15 protein-coding genes are annotated in these 19,883 nt (G+C 60.7%); all 15 read left to right on the forward strand.

What is annotated here, in order from left to right; all coding sequences use genetic code 11:
• Positions 1-70 precede the first annotated feature (70 nt).
• The 15 genes from AB4O01_RS28225 to pseI all read left to right on the forward strand — a co-directional run bounded on the left by AB4O01_RS28225 (position 71) and on the right by pseI (position 19,840).
• Positions 71-3,664, forward strand: coding sequence for a glycosyltransferase (locus AB4O01_RS28225; RefSeq protein WP_460090175.1), 3,594 nt, complete (start codon positions 71-73; stop codon positions 3,662-3,664).
• An 848-nt stretch (positions 3,665-4,512) separates the two neighbouring features.
• A complete protein-coding gene (rfbF, locus tag AB4O01_RS28230) occupies positions 4,513-5,286 on the forward strand; it encodes a glucose-1-phosphate cytidylyltransferase (protein WP_186624419.1) in 774 nt (257 codons plus the stop codon).
• Positions 5,268-6,350, forward strand: coding sequence for a CDP-glucose 4,6-dehydratase (gene rfbG / locus AB4O01_RS28235; RefSeq protein WP_095050161.1), 1,083 nt, complete (start codon positions 5,268-5,270; stop codon positions 6,348-6,350). The genes rfbF and rfbG overlap by 19 nt, the downstream gene beginning before the upstream one ends.
• On the forward strand, positions 6,347-6,907 hold the full coding sequence (locus AB4O01_RS28240) for a dTDP-4-dehydrorhamnose 3,5-epimerase family protein (protein ID WP_460090176.1): 561 nt from the start codon (positions 6,347-6,349) through the stop codon (positions 6,905-6,907). Before rfbG ends, AB4O01_RS28240 begins: the two co-directional genes overlap by 4 nt.
• Entirely contained in the window at positions 6,904-8,130 is a 1,227-nt protein-coding gene (locus tag AB4O01_RS28245) for a methyltransferase domain-containing protein (protein ID WP_460090177.1), read from the forward strand. Before AB4O01_RS28240 ends, AB4O01_RS28245 begins: the two co-directional genes overlap by 4 nt.
• A complete protein-coding gene (locus AB4O01_RS28250) occupies positions 8,127-8,978 on the forward strand; it encodes an NAD-dependent epimerase/dehydratase family protein (protein WP_460090178.1) in 852 nt (283 codons plus the stop codon). The genes AB4O01_RS28245 and AB4O01_RS28250 overlap by 4 nt, the downstream gene beginning before the upstream one ends.
• Entirely contained in the window at positions 8,975-10,045 is a 1,071-nt protein-coding gene (locus tag AB4O01_RS28255; RefSeq protein WP_093439628.1) for a class I SAM-dependent methyltransferase, read from the forward strand. The genes AB4O01_RS28250 and AB4O01_RS28255 overlap by 4 nt, the downstream gene beginning before the upstream one ends.
• 17 nt (positions 10,046-10,062) lie before the next feature.
• Complete coding sequence (locus AB4O01_RS28260) at positions 10,063-10,800, forward strand: cephalosporin hydroxylase family protein (protein ID WP_093439633.1); 738 nt, start codon at positions 10,063-10,065, stop codon at positions 10,798-10,800.
• Between the two features lie 54 nt (positions 10,801-10,854).
• Complete coding sequence (locus tag AB4O01_RS28265; RefSeq protein WP_093439638.1) at positions 10,855-13,770, forward strand: TIGR00180 family glycosyltransferase; 2,916 nt, start codon at positions 10,855-10,857, stop codon at positions 13,768-13,770.
• A gap of 23 nt (positions 13,771-13,793) precedes the next feature.
• Positions 13,794-14,795 carry a UDP-N-acetylglucosamine 4,6-dehydratase (inverting) gene (gene pseB / locus AB4O01_RS28270; RefSeq protein ID WP_093439643.1) on the forward strand — a complete coding sequence of 334 codons (1,002 nt, stop codon included), beginning with the start codon at positions 13,794-13,796 and terminating at the stop codon, positions 14,793-14,795.
• Positions 14,792-15,949 carry a UDP-4-amino-4,6-dideoxy-N-acetyl-beta-L-altrosamine transaminase gene (gene pseC, locus AB4O01_RS28275; protein WP_414926750.1) on the forward strand — a complete coding sequence of 386 codons (1,158 nt, stop codon included), beginning with the start codon at positions 14,792-14,794 and terminating at the stop codon, positions 15,947-15,949. Before pseB ends, pseC begins: the two co-directional genes overlap by 4 nt.
• Before the next feature lie 31 nt (positions 15,950-15,980).
• Complete coding sequence (locus AB4O01_RS28280) at positions 15,981-16,601, forward strand: pseudaminic acid biosynthesis-associated methylase (protein ID WP_099758344.1); 621 nt, start codon at positions 15,981-15,983, stop codon at positions 16,599-16,601.
• Complete coding sequence (pseF, locus tag AB4O01_RS28285; protein WP_460090179.1) at positions 16,598-17,293, forward strand: pseudaminic acid cytidylyltransferase; 696 nt, start codon at positions 16,598-16,600, stop codon at positions 17,291-17,293. The genes AB4O01_RS28280 and pseF overlap by 4 nt, the downstream gene beginning before the upstream one ends.
• The gene (pseG, locus tag AB4O01_RS28290; protein ID WP_460090180.1) at positions 17,290-18,795 is read left to right on the forward strand and encodes a UDP-2,4-diacetamido-2,4,6-trideoxy-beta-L-altropyranose hydrolase; all 1,506 of its coding nucleotides are present in this window, start codon (positions 17,290-17,292) and stop codon (positions 18,793-18,795) included. Before pseF ends, pseG begins: the two co-directional genes overlap by 4 nt.
• Positions 18,788-19,840, forward strand: coding sequence for a pseudaminic acid synthase (pseI, locus tag AB4O01_RS28295; protein ID WP_257357635.1), 1,053 nt, complete (start codon positions 18,788-18,790; stop codon positions 19,838-19,840). Before pseG ends, pseI begins: the two co-directional genes overlap by 8 nt.
• Positions 19,841-19,883 lie beyond the last annotated feature (43 nt).

The following is a 19,883-nucleotide window of genomic DNA, read 5'->3' on the forward strand; positions in this document are numbered from 1 at the left end:
TCAGTCATGTTTTTTAGCGGTATCAAGGGCTCGCTTTTCCGAGCGGGCTCGCACCGCCTGTGAGCCCGCCGTGAATTCACTCCCTCTTGTCAGTCTTGTCATTCCCGCCTTCAATCCGCGCTTCTTCGAGCGGACGCTGAACAGCGCTGTCAGCCAGAATTACGCCAATCTTGAAATCATCGTGTGCGATGACAATCGTGGCGACGAGATTGAAGACATCGTTACGCGGGTGACGGAACAGACCGGCTTTGCCGTGCGTTACGTGCGCAACCCACGAACGCTGGGACTGGTCGGTAACCTGAAGGCCTGCCTTGAGCAAGCCCGGGGCGAGTTCATCAAATTCCTGTGTGACGATGACCTGCTGTATTCGGCCTGTATCGAACAGCAAGCCCACGAGCTGCGGCGTGACGAAGTCAGTCTGGTGGTAGCGCAACGGTTGTTGTGGGATGCCAACGACATCATCCTGCCCGCACGTCTGGAAAACAGCTCATTGTCGCCGGCCAGTGGCTTGCTCAAAGGCGACGATGTACTGAGCATCTTTGAAAAATTCCCGGTCAACGTACTGGGTGGATTCAGTAGTGCGCTGTTTCGCCGTAGCGATGTTGTGGAGCTTTTGCCAGCCTTGACCGAGGAGGGTGCCTGCTTCGTTGCGACGCTGGATTTTGCCTTGTACGTCTGTCTGTTGCGGCGCGGCAATCTGGTGGTCTCCAACAACGTACTGAGTGCCGAGCGTCTCTACCCCGAGCGTCTGAGCGCGCAGCAACCGATGAAAGACGCGGCGGAGATCGAGCGCGAGTGGATCTCGCAAATGCTCAAGGTCCGCAGCGGCGAGTCGGCACCGGCGCCGGGCTGGGTGCGTTATGTGCCGTTGACCAAGGCCGATGAGACACCTCGGGTCTGGGAAGAACTGCCGCTGAGCCGTACCCTCGGCACCAAGCAGAGCCGTCAGGAGCTGGGGGTCGGAGTCGACAGCTTCAGTTTTGGCGAACTCTATGCACAATGGCTGGCGGTTCGGGTGTTGACCGAGGCGCAGCGCCAATGGCTGCCGGAAACCCTCGCTGGCTGGCCGTACCGACCGCGCATCGTGCCGATCATCATTGATGCCCAAGGCAGTCGCGATGGCCTGAAGCGCACCCTTGCGGCACTCGCCGCTCAGGATTACCCGCCGGAGCTGGTTCTGCTGCTGTCCACGGCTTGCAGCGAAGCGAAGCTGGACGATCGGGTGTTCCACATGCCGTTGCAGGGTGACGGCCTGGAGCAGATCAACGCTCTGCTGCCGCAACTGGAAGGCGCCGACTGGTTTTATCTGTTGCAGCCAGGTGACTGCCCGGTGGCGCCAGCATTGTTGGTGATGGCCGATCGCATTGCGCACGCAAGCTCATTGACATGCCTGTACAGCGACGAAGGCAGTCTGCGCGATGGTGAGTCGGCCGAGCCTGCGTTCAAGCCGGATTTCAACCTCGACCTCATGCGCAGCTACCCTTACGTCGGGCGTGCGCTGGCGTTCCAGCGCGAACGGTTCCTGGCGCTTGGTGGTTTTACCTCGACGTTCGCCGAACTCGCGCCCCACGATGTGCTGTGGCGCATGGTTGAAAGCGATGGCCTGCAAGTCGTCGGGCACATTGCTGAAGTGTTGCTGGAGTCGAAATTCGACCTGTCGCAATGGCTCACTGATCCTGGCGTTGCGCAGCAAAGTCCGCGAATCCTCGAAGCGCATCTGCAACGCCTTGGCATTGCTCACGACATTCGCGACCGTAACGGCGGGCTGCTCAATCGTGTCGACTATCAGCATGCCCGGCGCCCATTGGTGTCGGTGGTCATTGTCACGCAGGACCAGACGGCTGCCTTGCAACGCTGCGTCGAGACATTGCTGGAAAAGACCGACTACACCGAGTACGAATTGCTCTTGGTCGATAACGGCAGCGAAAGCGCTGAAGCGTTGGCTTGGCTGGACGGTATGGCACAACTGGGCAGCGAGCGGATTCGCGTGCTGAGCTACCCGCAAAAGGGTAACGCAGCAGCGGTGCACAACTATGCCGTCAGCCAGGCGCGCGGTGAGTATGTGTTGATGCTCAACGCCTTTGCGGTGATCACCCGGAACGACTGGCTCGACGAACTGCTCAATCATGCGCAACGCCCGGAAGTCGGGGTGGTTGGCGCCAAGCTGTTCAATCCGGACGGCGGCGTACTGCACGCCGGGCTGATTCTTGGCTTGAACGGGCCGGTCGGGTTGCCGTTCTATGGCCAGCCGATGCAGTCGGAAGGGTACATGCATCGCCTGCAGGCGGTGCATGACCTGAGTGCCGTCGGCGGTGATTGCCTGATGATTCGCAAGTCGGTGTTCGAAGCTGCCGGCGGGCTGGACGAGCAGGACCTCAAACAAACGCTCAATGTCGTGGACCTGTGTCTGCGCGTTGGCCGCGACGGTTATCTGGTGGTGTTGAACCCCAATGCGATCCTGGCTGTGGGTGCGCGGCCAAATGCGATGGCGACACCGGAGGAAGAAGCGCTGCACACCGAGGAGCGGGACACGTTTTACCAGCGCTGGTTGCCGCTGGTGGCGCGCGATCCGGCCTACAACGTCAACCTGACGTTGCAGGGCGTGGGCGCCACCAACTTCAGTCTGGAGCCGGGACTGCGCACGGGGTGGAGTGCGTTCTCCAAGGCGCAGCTGCCCAATCTGCTGGTGGTGCCGATCAATGCTTCAGCCATCGGCCATTACCGCATGAGCCAGCCGATGATCGAGCTGGAAGCGGCCAATCGGGCTGAAGGGCGCATTTGCTACGGCTTGCCGTCGATCATCGACATCGAACGTCAGTCGCCTGATGTGATCGTTCTGCAAGGGCGCTACTCGGAGTACGCCATCGATGAAATCCCACCGCTGAAAAAGTACTTCAACGCTCGACGGATCTTCGAACTCGACGACTACGTCATTGATGTTCCCCACCGCAATGCGCACATCCGTAACATGCCGAGCAAGCAGGATATGGAGCGCATGGTGCGGCGTGCGATCGGGCTGTGTGATCGCGCGGTCGTATCCACCGCACCACTGGCTAATGTGCTGTCGGACATGCACCACGACATTCGTGTCGTCCCCAACATGTTGGCCAAGGACTTGTGGGGCCACCTGCGCAGCCAGCGTCGGACCTCGAAGAAACCGCGGGTCGGCTGGGGCGGCGGCACCAGTCACCACGGTGATCTGGCGGTGATCGCCGAGGTCGTTCGTGAACTGGCCAATGAAGTCGACTGGGTGTTTTTCGGCATGTGCCCGGATGATTTGCGTCCCTACATGCATGAGTTCCACGGTGTCATCGGTCTGGACGTGTACCCGGCAAAACTGGCCAGTCTCAACCTCGATCTGGCACTGGCGCCGCTGGAATTCCATATCTTCAACGACTGCAAGAGCAACTTGCGGCTACTGGAATACGGCGCCTGCGGTTACCCGGTGATCTGTACGGATACCGAGGCCTATCGCGGTTATTTGCCGTGCACGCGGATCAAGACCAACAGTACGGATGAATGGCTGCAAGCGATCCGTATGCACTTGGCCGATCCGGATGCCAGTTATCGCATGGGCGATGAATTGCGTGAGGTGGTGTTGCGCGATTACGTGTTGCGCGGCGATAACTTGCGCTACTGGGAATACGGCTGGCTGGCGGATTGATCGAGCCGGGCTTGGCGGCCTTTGGGCCGACCAGGCTCTTGGGGTTTTGGGGGTGTATCCGTTGCTGCGGGGGTTGCTGATTAGGGTTCCGCCCTTACGGCGGGTCACTTTTTACAAACGCCTAAAAAGTAACCAAAAACGCTTGCTCCTGCGTACGGCCCGCTCGCTGGGGCTCGGGGTTCCTTCGCTGCGGGATCGATCCGGGCGCAGCGCCTACGGTTTGCTTCGCTGCACCTCCTCTCGCTGTGTTTGGCTGCGCCAAACGGTCGCTGCGCTCCCACGCCCGGATCAATCCCTCCACTCAGCCTTCCGACGTCGCCCTACAGATCAAGAGCTGCAGCCGAGCTAACGCTCATCCTGTTGAGTGGTGAGGAGCGGGGCGTGGTCGGCTTTGGATTTGTGGTGGGTTTTCCCCTCATCGGAACGCCGCCCGCCCAGCCCTCTCCCGAGGGAGAGGGAGCCGATTTGTGGGCCTTTCAAAACCTGAGCTCGACTCGGTATTTCACGTCGGCGTATCTCACGCAAACACCACGGTCAGTCCCCTCTCCCTTTGGGAGAGGGTTAGGGTGAGGGGCTTTTGATCTGTTTCAGAATCTGAGCTCGACTCGGTCTTTCACGTCGGCGTAGCTCTCCCAAACACCTCGGTCAGTCCCCTCTCCCTTTGGGAGAGGGTTAGGGTGAGGGGGCTTGTGGAGCTGGCGCGTTTCCTGCAAGTCCCCTGTAAATCGCCATAAAACGAGCGCTCGCGGTCACTCCAGCGGCGCCCGGAGCGGCAAAAGGTTTAGCCAGACGGCCCGCAGCGCTCAACAAAGCCATGCGCAGCCCGGTGAAGAACAAGAGGGGAGACGATGAAGGCAGTTATTTTGGCGGGTGGCCTCGGCACGCGCATCAGTGAAGAGTCGCACCTCAAGCCCAAGCCAATGATCGAGATCGGCGGCAAGCCAATTCTCTGGCACATCATGAAGCAGTATTCCGCCCACGGAATTCACGACTTCGTGATCTGCCTCGGCTACAAGGGCTATGCGATCAAGGACTTCTTCGCCAACTACTTCCTGCACACCTCTGACGTCACCTTCAACATGCGTGAAAACCGCATGGACGTGCACCAGAATTACAGCGAGCCGTGGAGCGTCACGCTCATCGACACCGGTGAGGAAACCATGACCGGTGGTCGTCTGCTGCGTGCCGGCCGTTACCTCAAGGATGAAGAGGCGTTCTGCTTCACTTACGGCGACGGCGTTTCCGATATCAACATTGCTCAACTCGTGGATTTCCACAAAGCCCACGGCCGTCTCGCGACCGTCACTGCCGTGCAACCGCCGGGCCGCTACGGCGCGCTTGAGCGTCAGGGTGATCAAGTGCTGGGCTTCACCGAAAAGCCTCGCGGTGACGGTGGCTGGATCAATGGCGGCTTCTTCGTGCTCTCGCCGAAAGTGCTGCCGTACATCGCCGATGACGCCACCACTTGGGAAGCCGAACCGCTGGCGCGTCTGGCCGCGGACGAACAGTTGAAAGCCTTCGAGCACGAAGGCTTCTGGCATCCGATGGACACCCTGCGCGACAAGAACCATCTCGAAGCGCTGTGGCAGAGCGGGGAGGCCCCATGGAAGCAATGGGCCTGAGTGCGGATTTCTGGCGCGGCAAACGCGTCCTCGTCACCGGACACACCGGTTTCAAAGGCAGCTGGCTGACCCTGTGGCTGCAAAGCCTCGGCGCGCAAGTCAGCGGCTTTTCCCTGGATCCGTCGACTGAGCCGAGCTTGTTCGAACTGGCGCGGGTGCATGAGGGCATCAACGATCAGCGCGGTGATCTGCGGGATCTCGGTGCCTTGCTGGAAATCATCGCCGACACCGAGCCTGAGATCGTTCTGCACCTGGCGGCTCAGCCGTTGGTGCGCGAAGGCTATCGCGATCCGCTCGGCACGTACTCCAGTAACGTCATGGGCACGCTGAACCTGCTCGAAGCGATTCGTCAGGTCGGTTGCGTGCGCGCCTGCGTGCTGGTGACCACTGACAAGGTCTACGCCAACAAGGAATGGCTGTGGCCGTACCGCGAAGACGAAGCCCTTGGTGGCCACGATCCTTACAGCAGCAGCAAGGCCTGCTGTGAATTGCTCGCACAGTCGTATGCCGCGTCGTTTTTCCCGGCGGACAAGTACGCCGAGCACGGTCTGGCCCTGGCCACCGCGCGCGCTGGCAACGTCCTGGGCGGCGGCGATTTTGCCCCGGAGCGCCTGATTCCCGACGTGCTCAAAGCGTGGAGCGCCGACGAACCGGTGACCCTGCGTTATCCGCAAGCCGTGCGCCCGTGGCAGCACGCGCTGGAGCCGCTGGCCGGTTACCTGCAACTGGCCGCCGGGCTCTACGAACAAGGCCCGGAATACGCCGGGGCGTGGAACTTCGGCCCGGGTGAAGCGGACATGTGCAGTGTCGGCGAAGTGGTCGAATTGCTCGCCAGCCGTTGGCCGCAGGCGTGCGGTTTGCGCATCGAAAAAAGCGAACTGCACGAGGCCGGCCTGCTGCGTCTGGACAGCAGCCGCGCACGCCAAGTACTTGGCTGGCATCCGCGCTGGACCTTGCAACAATGTCTGGCCCAGACCCTCGACTGGCATCTGGCGTGGCAGAACGGCGATGACATGCGCAACGTCACTCTCGGCCAACTGAACCTGTACCGAGGCGCGTTGTGAGCGAATTCTCCCTGAAGGCATTGCCGCTGGCCGGACTGTTCAGCGTCCAGCACAAACGTTTCGAAGATCAGCGCGGACACTTTGCCCGGCTGTTCTGCGAAGGCAGCCTGAGTGCGTTCGGCAGTGAGTTCCATATCCGTCAGATCAACCATTCCTGCACTCGTGAGAAGGGCAGTGTGCGTGGTCTGCATTATCAGAATGCCAATGCCCCGGAAGCCAAACTGATCACTTGCCTGCGCGGTGAAGTGTGGGACGTGGCGGTGGATCTGCGCCCTGACTCCGTGACTTTTCTGCACTGGCACGCCGAGCATCTGAAGGCTGGCGACGGCCGCAGTCTGTTGATTCCGGCCGGGTTCGCCCATGGTTTCCAGACCCTCACCGAAGACGCCGAACTGCTTTACCTGCACAGCGCCGATTACGCGCCGGAGCACGAGGGTGGGCTGTCGGTGAATGATTCACGGCTGGCGATTGCCTGGCCGTTGCCTGTCAATAATTTGTCAGCGCGTGATTCCAGCCATCCCGCGCTCGATCAACACTTTGCTGGAGTGCATCTATGAACTGCCGTGGGTGCGCCGCACCGCTGAGCCTGCCGCTGATCGACCTCGGCACCTCGCCACCGTCCAACGCCTACGTCCACGCTGATCGCCTGGAGCAGGCCGAGCAATGGGTGCCGCTGAAGGTCGCGGTGTGTCAGCAATGCTGGCTGGTGCAGACCGAGGATTACACCCGCGCCGATAGCCTGTTCGACGCCGAGTACGCCTATTTCAGTTCGTTCTCCAGCACCTGGCTGGCCCATGCCGAGCGCTATGTCGCCGAGATGGTCGAGCGTTTCGGCCTGACCGCCGACAGCCGTGTGGTTGAAGTCGCCGCCAACGACGGTTACCTGCTGCAATACGTCGCCGCTCGCGGCATTGCCTGCCTGGGCGTTGAACCGACGCGCAGCACTGCACAAGCGGCACGCGAAAAAGGCCTGGAGATCCGCGAACTGTTCTTCGGTTGCGACACTGCTGCGCAACTGAAAAGCGAAGGTTGGGGCGCTGACCTGATGGCGGCCAACAACGTGCTCGCCCATGTGCCGGACATCAACGATTTCCTCGGTGGCTTCGCGACGCTGCTCAAGCCGACCGGCGTCGCCACCTTCGAATTCCCGCAACTGCTGACGCTGATGGCTGGCGCGCAGTTCGACACGCTGTATCACGAACACTATTCCTACCTGTCGCTGACCGCCGTGCAGACCCTGTGCGAGCGCAATGGTCTGGAAGTCTTCGACGTCAGCCAACTGACCACCCACGGCGGTTCGCTGCGGGTGTTCGTCCAGCGCAAGGACGGTGAACGCCGCGTGGTTCAACCAGCGGTGCAACAACAGTTGCAGGCCGAGTTCGAGGCCGGGGTAAAAACCGTCGAGTACTACGCAACCCTCGCGCCTGCCGCTGAACGCATCAAGCATGACTTGCTGCGCTTTCTGTTGCAGGCCAAGGCCGATGGCAAACGTGTGGTCGGCTACGGCGCTGCCGCCAAGGGCAACACCTTGCTCAACTACGCCGGGGTCAAACCGGATCTGCTCGCCTGGGTGGCTGATGCCAACCCGCACAAGCAGGGTAAATTCCTGCCGGGCAGTCGCATTCCGATCGTCGCGCCGGCACAGATCGACATCGAAAAACCGGACTACGTGCTGGTGCTGCCGTGGAACCTGCTGCACGAAGTCAGTCAGCAACTGGCGCAAGTGCGTCAGTGGGACGGCCGCTTTGTGATCGCCGTGCCCGAGTTGAAAGTGCTGTGAAGGTACTGGTTACCGGCGCTACCGGTTTTGTCGGCCGCCATCTGGTTGCGGCGTTGCTGGCCCGTGGCTGCGAGATCCGCGCCGTGGCGCGCAACGCAGAAACCGCGCAAGGCATGCCGTGGATCAACGACGTCGAGTTTGTGAGCGCGGATATTCACGCCGCCGATCTCGATTTCGCTGCGTTGACCGCTGGTATCGATGCGCTGGCGCATCTGGCCTGGCCGGGCTTGCCGAACTATCGGGCGCTGTTCCATTTCGAGCACAACCTGATGGCCGATTACCGCTTTATCAAAAGCGCGGTCGAGGCGGGCGTGCAGCAGGTGCTGGTCACCGGCACCTGTTTCGAATACGGCATGCAAAGCGGTCCGCTCAGCGAAAGCTCCGCGCCGCAGCCGAGCAACCCTTACGGTCTGGCCAAGCATACGCTGCACCTGTTTTTGCAAAACCTGCAGCAGGAACTGCCGTTCACGTTGCAGTGGGCGCGCTTGTTCTATCTGCATGGCGAAGGGCAGAACCCCAACAGCCTGTTGGCGGCTCTGGACCGGGCGATCGATACCGGTGAGGCGTCGTTCAACATGTCGGCCGGCGATCAGTTGCGTGATTTTCTGCCGATTGAAAACGCTGCCGGTTACCTCGCCGCGATCCTGCAACGACACGACTTCGACGGCGTGATCAATTGCGCCAGCGGCCAACCGGTGTCGGTGCGTTCATTGGTTGAACAGCGCCTGCGCGAACGTGGCGCGACACTGAATCTGAACCTCGGCCACTACCCATATCCGACCCACGAACCCTTGGCGTTCTGGGCGGTGACCGAGCGCTTGCAACAGTTATTGGGAGAGCCGCAATGAGGCACGAGTTGTACCGGGTCACCGACCTGCCGGTGCTGCAGAATCGCACCTTTGCCGATCCCGCGTCGGCGCAGGCCTCGGCCAGTGCCGACATGCTGTTGGTGCAGGACGAGCGCAGCGGTCTGATCTTCAACGCGGCGTTCGACGCCGACAAGCTCAGCTACGACGCCGATTACCAGAACGAGCAGGCGCATTCCGGCCAGTTCCAGAAGCACTTGAGTGACGTCGAAGGCATCATCGCCAAGCACTTCAAGGGCCAGGAGCTGATCGAAGTCGGCTGTGGCAAAGGCTATTTCCTGGAATTGCTCAAGGGCCTCGGCTATTCGATCACCGGCATTGATCCGGCGTACGAAGGCGAGAATGCCGACGTGATCAAGGCACCTTTCACACGGGGCCTGGGTCTGGCAGCGGACGCCATCGTCCTGCGCCATGTGCTGGAGCACATTCAGGATCCGGTCAGTTTCCTCGCGGAAATGGCCAACGCCAATCAGGGCGGACAGATCTACATCGAAGTGCCGTGCTTTGACTGGATCCTCGAGCACAAAGCCTGGTTCGACCTGTTCTACGAACACGTCAATTATTTCCGTCTCGATGACCTGCGCCGGATGTTCGGCACTGTGCACGAGGCCGGTCACCTGTTCGGTGGCCAATACCTGTACATCGTCGCCGACCTGTCGACCTTGCGCCTGACTCCGGATCAACCGGTGCCGCGCCTGAGCCTGCCTGACGGCTTCACCGCCAGCCTCGATCGCGCCGTGCAGATCATTCAGTCCGCCCCCGAGCAGGGTTCGGCGATCTGGGGCGCTTCGTCCAAAGGCGTGATTTATTCGCTGTTCCTGCAACGTGCCGGTGTGGCGGTGGACCGTGTGGTGGATATCAACCCGGCCAAGCAGGGGCGTTATCTGCCGTTGAGCGGCGCGCGGGTGTCCTCGCCGCAAGAGGCCATGGACGCGCTGCCCGAGGGCGCCAACCTGTTTGTGATGAATTCCAATTACCTCGAAGAGATCAAGCGGATGACCGGTGGACGCTACGTCTATCACGCCGTCGACAGCGCTTCGTTTCAGTGACCCTTGAGATTATTAAAATGACCGACAACAGCATCAACCAAGCCTTCGAAGCCGAGTGCCGGGAACAGATTGCCCAGCAGGGTGACGACCAGAAACTGACGGGTCTGGCCCGCGATTTCTTCAACGAATCGGCCAAGCACAAATACAGTTACCACTTCTCGTGGATGGGCCGTCCGATCATCCAGTTGCCACAAGACATGATGGCCATGCAGGAGATCATCTGGCAGGTCAAACCGGATCTGGTCATCGAGTGCGGCATCGCCCACGGCGGTTCGATTATCTACTACGCCTCGTTGCTGGAGTTGCAGGGCCACGGCGAAGTGCTGGGCATCGACCTCGACATTCGCCCGCACAACCGCGAAGCGATCGAAAGCCACCCGATGGCCAAGCGCATCAAGATGATCGAAGGCTCGAGCATCGACGCCGGCATTGCTGCCCAGGTGCAGGCGGCGGCCAAAGGCAAGAAAGTCATTCTGGTTCTGGACTCCAACCACACCCACGATCACGTACTGGAGGAGCTGCGTCTGTACGCACCGCTGGTGTCGGTCGACAGCTACTGCGTGGTCATGGACACCGTGGTTGAAGACATGCCGGCCGATTTCTTCCCGGATCGTCCGTGGGGCCCGGGCGACAACCCGAAAACCGCCGTGTGGAAATACCTGGAAGAGAACCAGGATTTCGAGATCGACCAGCAGTTGCAGAACAAGCTGTTGATCACCGTGGCGCCGGACGGCTATCTGCGTCGCGTCCGTTAATTCGCAACATCACCAAGCGTTGTTTCGGCGAGTCGCCGGTTGTGGAGAGAAGTTATGCAAGGCAAGTACAGTTCTGAACTGGCGGTACCGCTCGAAGAGCTATTGACCGTCGTCCTGATTACTCACAATCGGCCGGCGTTTTTGCGCCGGGCGGTGAAGTATTACAGCAGCTTGCCCTGCAGAATCATGGTGCTCGATTCGACACTCGAACGACCTGAAGGCGACTTTGACGCCGTCGATTACCACCATGTGCCGCAGTTCGCCTACTGGGGCATGCAGGCCAAACTGGCGTATGGCGTGGAGAAACTGACCACGCCATACATGGTGCTGGCGGCCGACGACGATTTCATCCTGCATGATTCGCTGGCAGAATCCGTCGGTTTCCTGCATGCCAACCCTGATTACGGGATGTGCCACGGCTATTGCCTGATGTACCTGTCATTGGCTCATGGCGTGAACTACTACCGCCGCGACAAGAAAGTCCAGGAAGACTATGCGTCCGAGCGGGCGCAGGAGCGCGTCCTCGATTACATGAACCAGTACATCCCGCCGTTCTACGCGGTGACCCGTACTGATCTGATGAAAAACTGGCACTCGGCGTTGCCGCCGGGGACCAATTTCCAGTGGCAGGAAATCGGCCACGTCTACTACCTGCTGGCCAGTGCCAAGGCCCGCATCCTGCCGATTCCGTACGTAGTGCGCGAGATCAACTACGGTGTCTCCGAGCACAATACCGATGTGTATCACTCGCTGACCTACGTCGACGCCAAATCGGTCGCCGAACGAGAGGCGTTTGCCGAGTTTCTCGTCTCGCTGCCTACCGCTATCGAAGGGCTGGATGCCGGGCAGGCCAAGGCCTTTGCCCTGGAGAGTTTCGAGGCAATGGCCGACAGCCTGAAGTCCGGGCGGGCGCTGACTGCCGAGCTGATTATCGAATCGACCTGGAACCAGGAACTGAAGGCGCCGGATCGTCGTTTTGGCCCGCTGCAGTACGTTGAAATGCCGTTCTACAACCAGGCATTCTTTGAGCGTCTGGAGCAGTTCGAATTCATGTTGCACACCCTGCCGGCCGGTCGCATGCAACTGGAAGGACTGGAAGGCGTGTGGGCCCGGCAAGCGCACCTGTTGCAGGCGCGCAATAACGACACGGCGGAAAGTGTGGTTGACCGGTTATGGCAGGCCCATGATCTGAATGCGTTCAACCTGACCGTGGTCAAACGTCTGGCGACCCAACTGGACATCGTCGGCGACGAAAGCGCTGCGCAAGCCATGCGCGAGTGGATCGCCCGTCTCGAAGCGCTATTGGTCGAAGATCATCAGCCAGTGTTCGGCAAAATGAAGTCCGGTCGCCTGTTGCAGTGGCTGGCGGCTCGCGCGCCGGCGATCGAACAACTCGAGTCGATAGGCCAACATCTGGCGACTGAGGGCGGTGGCCCGCAATTCGGCATTTTCCTGCTCGATCTGGACAACGACATCGACAAGTTGCAGGTGTCGCTCGACAGCCTGCTGGAAGGTCACTGCAAAGCGTTCAGGATTGTCGTGTTCACCACCGGCGAAGCACCGGCGGCGACGACGGCACAAAACACCCTGCACTTTGTTCGTGTCACCCAAAGCAACTTTGTCGACAAGCTCAACCAGAGCGCTCAGCAGTCGCCAAGCGATTGGTTGCTGCTGGGTGAGGCGGGTGACCAGTTCACCGCCAGCGGCCTGTTGCGCGCCAGTCTGGAGCTGATGTCGGCCGAAGGTGTGCGTGCGGTGGCCACCGATGAAATCCAGCGCAAGGACAATGGCGCGCTGGTTGACGTGTTCCGTCCGGGTTTCAACCTGGATCTGCTGCAAAGCGTGCCGGCACTGATGGCGCGCCATTGGTTGATCCGCCGCGAAGTGTTGCTTGAAGCCGGCGGATATCAGGCTGACTTCAGCAAAGCGCTGGAATTCGACCTGCTGTTGCGCATCATCGAGCAGGGTGGCCTCGACGGTCTGGCGCATCTCGACGAGCCGTTGCTGATCACTCAGGCGGCAGAGCTTGAAGAAAACGCCCACGAACGTCAGGCGTTGCTGCGTCATCTGGGCAATCGCGGCTACAAGGCCAAGGTCACGTCGACGGCGCCGGGCACCTGGCAAATCGATTACCGTCACACGGAACAGCCGCTGGTTTCGATCATTGTGCCGGTCATCGATGATCTGCCAGTGCTGCGCCGCTGCCTGGAAGGCGTGCTGCTCAGAACCCGTTACAGTCGTTATGAAGTGTTGCTGGCGGCAAACGCCAATCAGTCGGCAGCGGTCAACGACTGGCTGGGCACGCTGCGCCACGCCAAAGTCAATGTGTTGCGTGCCGATCACCCGCTGAGCGAAGTCGCGCTGTACAACGCCGCCAGCGAGCAGGCTCAAGGTGAGTATCTGGTGCTGTTGGCCGCAGACAGTGAAGTCGTCAACCCGAACTGGATCGATTCGCTGCTCAACCACGCCCAGCGTCCGGAAGTGGGCATCGTCGGTGCGAAATTGGTCGACCGTGACGGCAAGGTGGCCCAGGCCGGCTTGATTCTTGGCCTGAACGACGGCGTGGGTTCGGCCTTCATCGGCGAAAGTCACGCAGCAGACGGCTACATGCATCGCTTGGCCGTCGAGCAGAATTACTCGGCCGTGTCGAAGGTCTGCCTGATGGTGCGCAAAGAGCTGTTCAACGCGCTTGGCGGGCTGGATGAAGTGACGTTCGTCGAGGGTTATGCCGATGTCGATCTGTGCCTCAAGGCGAGTCAGGCCGGCTACCTCACCGTGTGGACGCCGTTGGTGCAGGTGCTGCATACCGGCGAGTTGCCGCAGGCGCCAGAAGCACTGGCGGCACTGCGTGAGAAATGGAGCGCCGTCTTCGCGCAGGATCCGGCTTACAACGCGAACCTGGCGCTGAGCGGCAAAGGTTTCACCCTGGGTGAAAATGCCTCGGTCAACTGGGCACAGTTGCTCGCTTAAGCGCGCCGGACAGGAATCAGCATATGTTCAACGGTAAATCGATTTTCATCTCCGGCGGCACAGGTTCGTTCGGGCGCAAATTCATCACGCGCCTGCTCGAGCAATACCAGCCCAAGCGCGTGGTGGTGTTTTCCCGTGACGAGTTGAAGCAGTACGAAATGCAGCAGACGTTCAACGCGCCGTGCATGCGTTATTTCATTGGTGACGTGCGTGACGCTGACCGTCTGCGTCAGGCCATGCGCGGCATCGATTACGTGGTGCATGCCGCGGCGTTGAAGCAAGTGCCGGCGGCGGAATACAACCCCACCGAATGCATCCGCACCAACGTCAATGGCGCGGAAAACATCATTGCCGCCGCCATCGACAACGGGGTGAAAAAAGTTGTCGCGCTGTCCACCGACAAAGCCGCCAGCCCGATCAACCTGTACGGCGCGACCAAGTTGCTCTCGGACAAATTGTTCGTCGCTGCCAACAATATTGCCGGCGAGCAGGAAACGCGGTTTGCCGTGGTGCGCTACGGCAACGTGGCCGGTTCCCGTGGTTCGGTGGTGCCGTTCTTCAGCAAACTGATCGCCGATGGCGCACAGGAACTGCCGATCACTGACGAGCGCATGACGCGGTTCTGGATCACCCTCGACCACGGCGTGCAATTCGTCCTCGACAGCTTTGCGCGGATGCACGGCGGTGAAGTGTTTGTGCCGAAGATTCCATCGATCCGCATTGTCGATCTGGCGCGCGGCATGGCTGAACACCTGCCGCACAAGAACGTCGGCATTCGTCCCGGCGAGAAGCTCCATGAATTGATGGTGCCGCTGGACGATGCGCGGATGACCCTGGAGTTTGCGGATCACTACACCATCCAGCCGTCGATTCGCTTTACCAGCGTCGATGTTGATTTTGCCGTCGACAAACTCGGCGAGCAGGGGCGTGCCGTGAGCGAGGATTTCGAGTACCGCTCCGACACCAATCCGCATTTCCTTTCGGTCGGGCAGATCGCTGATCTGCACGCGAAGCTCTCGGCATGATTCCCTACGGTCGGCAGAGCCTCGATCAGGCAGACATCGATGCCGTCGTCCAAGTGCTGCAGTCGGACTGGCTGACCCAAGGGCCGAGCATCGAGCGTTTCGAGCAGGCAATGGCCGAGCGTTGCCAGGCTGACTTCGCCGTCGCGGTGTGCAACGCCACAGCGGCGCTGCACATTGCCTGTCTGGCCGCAGGCCTGGGGCCGGGTGATCGTTTGTGGACAACGCCAAACACCTTTCTTGCCTCGGCCAACTGTGGACGGTATTGCGGTGCCGAGGTTGATTTCGTCGACATTGATCCGCTGACCTGGAACCTTGATGCGTTCGCTCTCGAAGCGAAACTCGATCAGGCTGAGCAGGACGGCACTTTGCCCAAAGTGCTAGTAGCGGTGGCGTTCTCCGGGCAGAGCTGTGACATGCGCAAGATTGCCGAACTGGCCGAGCGCTACAACTTCACCGTGATCGAAGATGCGTCTCACGCGGTCGGTGCCTCCTACGCCGGGCGGCCGGTCGGCTGCGGTGAGTTCGCAGCGATGACGGTGTTCAGCTTTCATCCGGTGAAAATCATCACCAGCGCCGAGGGCGGCATGGTGCTGACCAATCGGCCGCAACTGGCTGAGCGCTTGCAGCGTTTGCGCAGCCACGGCATGACCCGCGATGCGCAGCAGATGAGCGAACCGAGCCACGGCCCGTGGTACTACCAGCAGATCGAGCTGGGTTTCAATTACCGCATGACCGATCTGCAAGCCGCGCTGGGTTTGTCGCAACTGAGCAAACTCGACGACTTCATCGCCCGACGTCGTGAACTCGCGGCGCGATACGATCGCTTGCTGGCGTATCTGCCGGTGACGTTGCCCAGCTCTCAGCCCGAGGCGGAGTCGGCTTGGCACCTGTATGTGATTCGGCTGCAGACCGACCGCATCGGCCTCAGTCATCGTCAGGTGTTTGAAGGCTTGCGTGCTGCCGGTGTTGGCGTGAATCTGCACTACATTCCTGTGCACCTGCAGCCGTACTATCGCGACCTGGGTTTCGCCGAGGGCGATTTCCCCGAGGCCGAGCGTTATTACGCCGAGGCGATCAGCCTGCCGCTGTTTCCGCTGTTGAGCGATGCGCAACAGGATTACGTGGTCGAGCAATTGCGTCGGCTGACCGAATAATTGCCGCTGAGGCAATGGATGAGTATCTGCAATGCGTCATTTGAGTGAGCAGGAAAAGTTCTGGCAGGGCGACTTCGGCAACCAGTACGTCGCGCGCAATGTCGGTCAGCCGCTAGTGGCGGCGAACCTGGCGCTGTTTGCCAAAGCGCTGAGCCGGGCTGCAGGTATCGAGAGTCTGGTTGAGCTGGGCACCAATGCCGGCAACAATTTGCAGGCGTTGCATCAACTGCTGCCGCGCTGTGAACTGTTCGGCGTCGAGATCAATGAAAGCGCCTGTGCTCAAGCTCGGGCGTTGGACATTGCGCAGATCTGGCAAGGCTCGCTGTTCGATTTCCCGCGCGAGCGCCGCTACGACCTGACCCTGAGTAAAGGCGTGCTGATTCACTTGGCCCCGGAGCTGTTGCCGACTGCTTATGCGCAGTTGTACGCGTTGAGCCAGCGCTACATCCTGATCGCCGAGTATTACAATCCGGCACCGGTGGAGGTGTCCTATCGTGGCAACAGCGGCAAGCTGTTCAAGCGCGACTTTGCCGGTGAAATGCTCGATCGCTATGCCGATTTGCACTTGCTGGATTATGGTTTCGTCTATCACCGCGATCCGCAGTTTCCTGTGGACGACATCACTTGGTTCCTGTTGGAAAAGCGCCCTTGAGCAACGTCGCAATCATCCCGGCCCGTGGCGGTAGCAAACGCATCCCGCGCAAGAACCTTTTGCCATTCGACGGCGTGCCGATGATTGTCCGTTCGATCCGCACCGCGCTCGAGTCCGGCTTGTTCGACCTGGTGGTGGTCAGCACGGACGATGCCGAGATTGCCGAGGTGGCGCGAGCGCACGGTGCACAGGTGCCGTTCATGCGTCCGGCGGCGTTGGCCGATGATTTCACCGGCACGGCGGCAGTGATCGTGCATGCGCTGGAGCAACTGCCATCCTTCGATTTCGCTTGCTGCATTTACGCTACGGCACCGCTGTTGCAGGTGCGTTATCTACGTGAAGGCCTGGAGTTGCTGGAACGGCATGCAGACAAGTCGTTTGCGTTCTCCGTTTGCGATTTCGGCTTTCCGGTGCAACGGGCATTGACGCTGGACGAGCAGGGCGCCTTGCGCGCGTTGTATCCCGAGTTCCGCAACACCCGCTCGCAGGACCTGCCCAAAGCTTTTCAGGATGCCGGTCAGTTTTATTGGGGCCGTTGTGAGGCGTGGTTGCGCGGCGAGGTGCTCTATTCGCCAGCCAGCCTGCCGGTGATTCTGCCCCGGCATCTGGTCCAGGACATCGATACCGCCGAAGACTGGAAACGCGCCGAATACCTTTACGCCGCGCTCAAGGCTGGTGGAGAGCTGCAATGAGAGTGCTGATTCGCGCCGACGCCTCGCCGACCATCGGCAGCGGCCACATCGCCCGCTGCCTGCCGCTGGCGCGAGTGCTGCGTGCGCAGGGCAGTCATGTCGCCTTCGCCTGTCGACGGTTGCCGGGACATCGTCTGGAGGCATTGCGCGCCGAGGGTTTCGAAACGTTCGCGCTGCCTGAGCGCTACGCCAATGAAGATCCACAGCAAGCCATCGAATCGATGCTGCCGTGGCAGGCCGACATTGATGCGCTGGGCTCGCAGCTTGAAGGTCAGGCCGAGTTTGACTGGATCATCGTCGACCACTACGGTCTCGATCATCATTGGCAAACCGCTGCACGGCGCTGGGCGCATCGAATTGCAGCGGTGGATGATCTTGCCACCCGGCGCTACAGCGTCGATTTGTTGCTCAATCAGAATCTTTCCGGCCTCAGTGAAAACTATGCGCCGTTGCTGCCCGAAGGTTGTCGCACGTTGCTCGGGCCGCGTTATGCGCTGTTGCGCGAAGAATTCAACTGCCCTGCCATCGAGATCAAGCCCAAGGCGCACCGGGTACTGGTGAACTTCGGCGGATTCGATGCCGCAATGCAAACCCACCACGCGATGCTGGCCCTGGCGGATTTCACCGAGCTGCAGGTGGACTTCGTCGCTGGCGCCGATAATCCGGCGTGGGCGCAGATGCAGGCATTGGCCGAGACACGGCCGAACTGGCGTCTGCACAGTTTTGTCAGCGATTTCTACCAGCGCATGAGCGAAGCCGACCTGTTTGTCGGCGCCGGTGGCGGCACCAGTTGGGAGCGCGCGGCGTTGGGCTTGCCGACAATTTGCATTGCCGTGTCGAACAACCAGCAGGCCAACGGCGAAGTCATGGCCGTAACGGGGGCACATGTTTTCATGGGCGCCCGTGAGCAGGTCAGTGTCGAGCAGTTGCGCGACGCCGTCGGCTTCGTCGCCGACAATTATTATTTGCGACAGGGCCTGGCCGAACGCTCGCGGCAACTGGTCGATGGACGCGGAGCGCTGCGCGTTGCTGCCGCTCTGGCCGGCGCAGTGCTGGCCATCCGTCCCGTCACGTTAGAGGATGCACGGCTGTTGTTCGATGGTCGCAATGCCGAACCGGTGCGGCGTTGGTCGCTGGCGAGCGCTGAAATCGACTGGTCGCAGCACGTCAACTGGCTGACCGCCAGTCTGCGTAATCCGCAGCGTTTACTGTTGATCGCCGAAGCCGATGACGGCCCGGTCGGTGTGCTGCGTTATGACCTGCGCGGGTTTGCTGCCGAAGTATCGATCTATCTGCTTGAGGGGCGTTTCGGCCTGGGTTGGGGCAAGGCGTTGCTGGCGCGGGGCGAAGCGTTCGTCACCCGCCACTGGCCGCAATTGACCGCCATTACCGCTCAGGTACTGCCGGGCAATCGTGCCTCGTTGAATGTGTTTCATGACGCCGGGTTCACTCAGAGTGCCTGTACGTTCACCCGTGTTTTGAAGGATCACCCCGATGACTAGTTTCAAGATTGGTAACCGCTTGATCGGTGCCGATGCGCCGCCCTTCATCATCGCCGAGATGAGCGGCAACCATAACCAGTCGCTGGACGTGGCCCTGCAAATCGTCGACGCGGCGGCCAAGGCCGGGGCGCATGCCTTGAAACTGCAAACCTACACCGCCGAAACCATGACCCTGGATTTGTCTGAAGGTGAGTTCTTCATCAAGGATCCGGGCAGTCTGTGGGCGGGTACTTCGCTCTACGATTTGTATGAAAAGGCCCATACGCCGTGGGAATGGCACGCGCCGATTTTTGCTCGTGCCAAGGAACTGGGGATGCTCGCGTTCTCGACACCGTTCGATGACAGCGCCGTGGACTTTCTCGAAAGCCTTGATGTGCCGGCCTACAAGATCGCCAGTTTCGAAAACACTGACTTGCCGTTGATCCGCCGCGTGGCCGCCACCGGCAAACCGCTGATCATCTCCACCGGCATGGCCAGCATCGCTGAACTGGATGAAACCGTGCGCGCCGCGCGTGAAGCCGGCTGCAAGGATCTGGTCTTGCTCAAATGCACCAGCACCTACCCGGCGACACCGCTCAACAGCAACGTGCGCACGATCCCGCATCTGCGGGAGCTGTTCGGTTGCGAGGTGGGGCTGTCCGACCACTCGATGGGCGTAGGCGTGTCGGTGGCTGCGGTGGCGCTGGGGGCGACGGTGGTGGAAAAACACTTCACCCTCGACCGTTCAGCGGGTGGCGTCGATGCCAGTTTCTCCCTGGAACCGGCGGAAATGGCCAGCCTGGTGGTGGAAACCGAGCGCGCCTGGCAAGCCATGGGCCAGGTGCATTACGGCGTTACCGAGGCCGAGCGCAAGTCGCTGGTCTATCGCCGCTCGCTGTACGTCACGGCCGACATGGCCGCCGGTGACACCTTTAGCGGGGACAATCTGCGCGCCATTCGCCCCGGCCTCGGTCTGCCGCCCAAGCACACCGACGCTGTTCTTGGTCGCCGCGCCCGCGCCCCGATCAAGCGCGGCACACCGCTGGACTGGTCGTTGGTCGAATAACCCGATCTGCACCGATTCGGCAAAATAGCGTGACCTGCGAGTC

The organism is Pseudomonas sp. S2_E02 (genome assembly GCF_054668355.1).

Excerpts from the sequence above, each read along its gene's own strand:
- rfbF (WP_186624419.1), top strand. The coding sequence starts at position 4,513 with ATGAAGGCAGTTATTTTGGCGGGTGGCCTCGGCACGCGCATCAGTGAA.
- rfbG (WP_095050161.1), top strand. The coding sequence starts at position 5,268 with ATGGAAGCAATGGGCCTGAGTGCGGATTTCTGGCGCGGCAAACGCGTC.
- AB4O01_RS28245 (WP_460090177.1), top strand. The coding sequence starts at position 6,904 with ATGAACTGCCGTGGGTGCGCCGCACCGCTGAGCCTGCCGCTGATCGAC.
- AB4O01_RS28255 (WP_093439628.1), top strand. The coding sequence starts at position 8,975 with ATGAGGCACGAGTTGTACCGGGTCACCGACCTGCCGGTGCTGCAGAAT.
- AB4O01_RS28260 (WP_093439633.1), top strand. The coding sequence starts at position 10,063 with ATGACCGACAACAGCATCAACCAAGCCTTCGAAGCCGAGTGCCGGGAA.
- AB4O01_RS28265 (WP_093439638.1), top strand. The coding sequence starts at position 10,855 with ATGCAAGGCAAGTACAGTTCTGAACTGGCGGTACCGCTCGAAGAGCTA.
- pseB (WP_093439643.1), top strand. The coding sequence starts at position 13,794 with ATGTTCAACGGTAAATCGATTTTCATCTCCGGCGGCACAGGTTCGTTC.
- pseC (WP_414926750.1), top strand. The coding sequence starts at position 14,792 with ATGATTCCCTACGGTCGGCAGAGCCTCGATCAGGCAGACATCGATGCC.
- AB4O01_RS28280 (WP_099758344.1), top strand. The coding sequence starts at position 15,981 with ATGCGTCATTTGAGTGAGCAGGAAAAGTTCTGGCAGGGCGACTTCGGC.
- pseG (WP_460090180.1), top strand. The coding sequence starts at position 17,290 with ATGAGAGTGCTGATTCGCGCCGACGCCTCGCCGACCATCGGCAGCGGC.
- pseI (WP_257357635.1), top strand. The coding sequence starts at position 18,788 with ATGACTAGTTTCAAGATTGGTAACCGCTTGATCGGTGCCGATGCGCCG.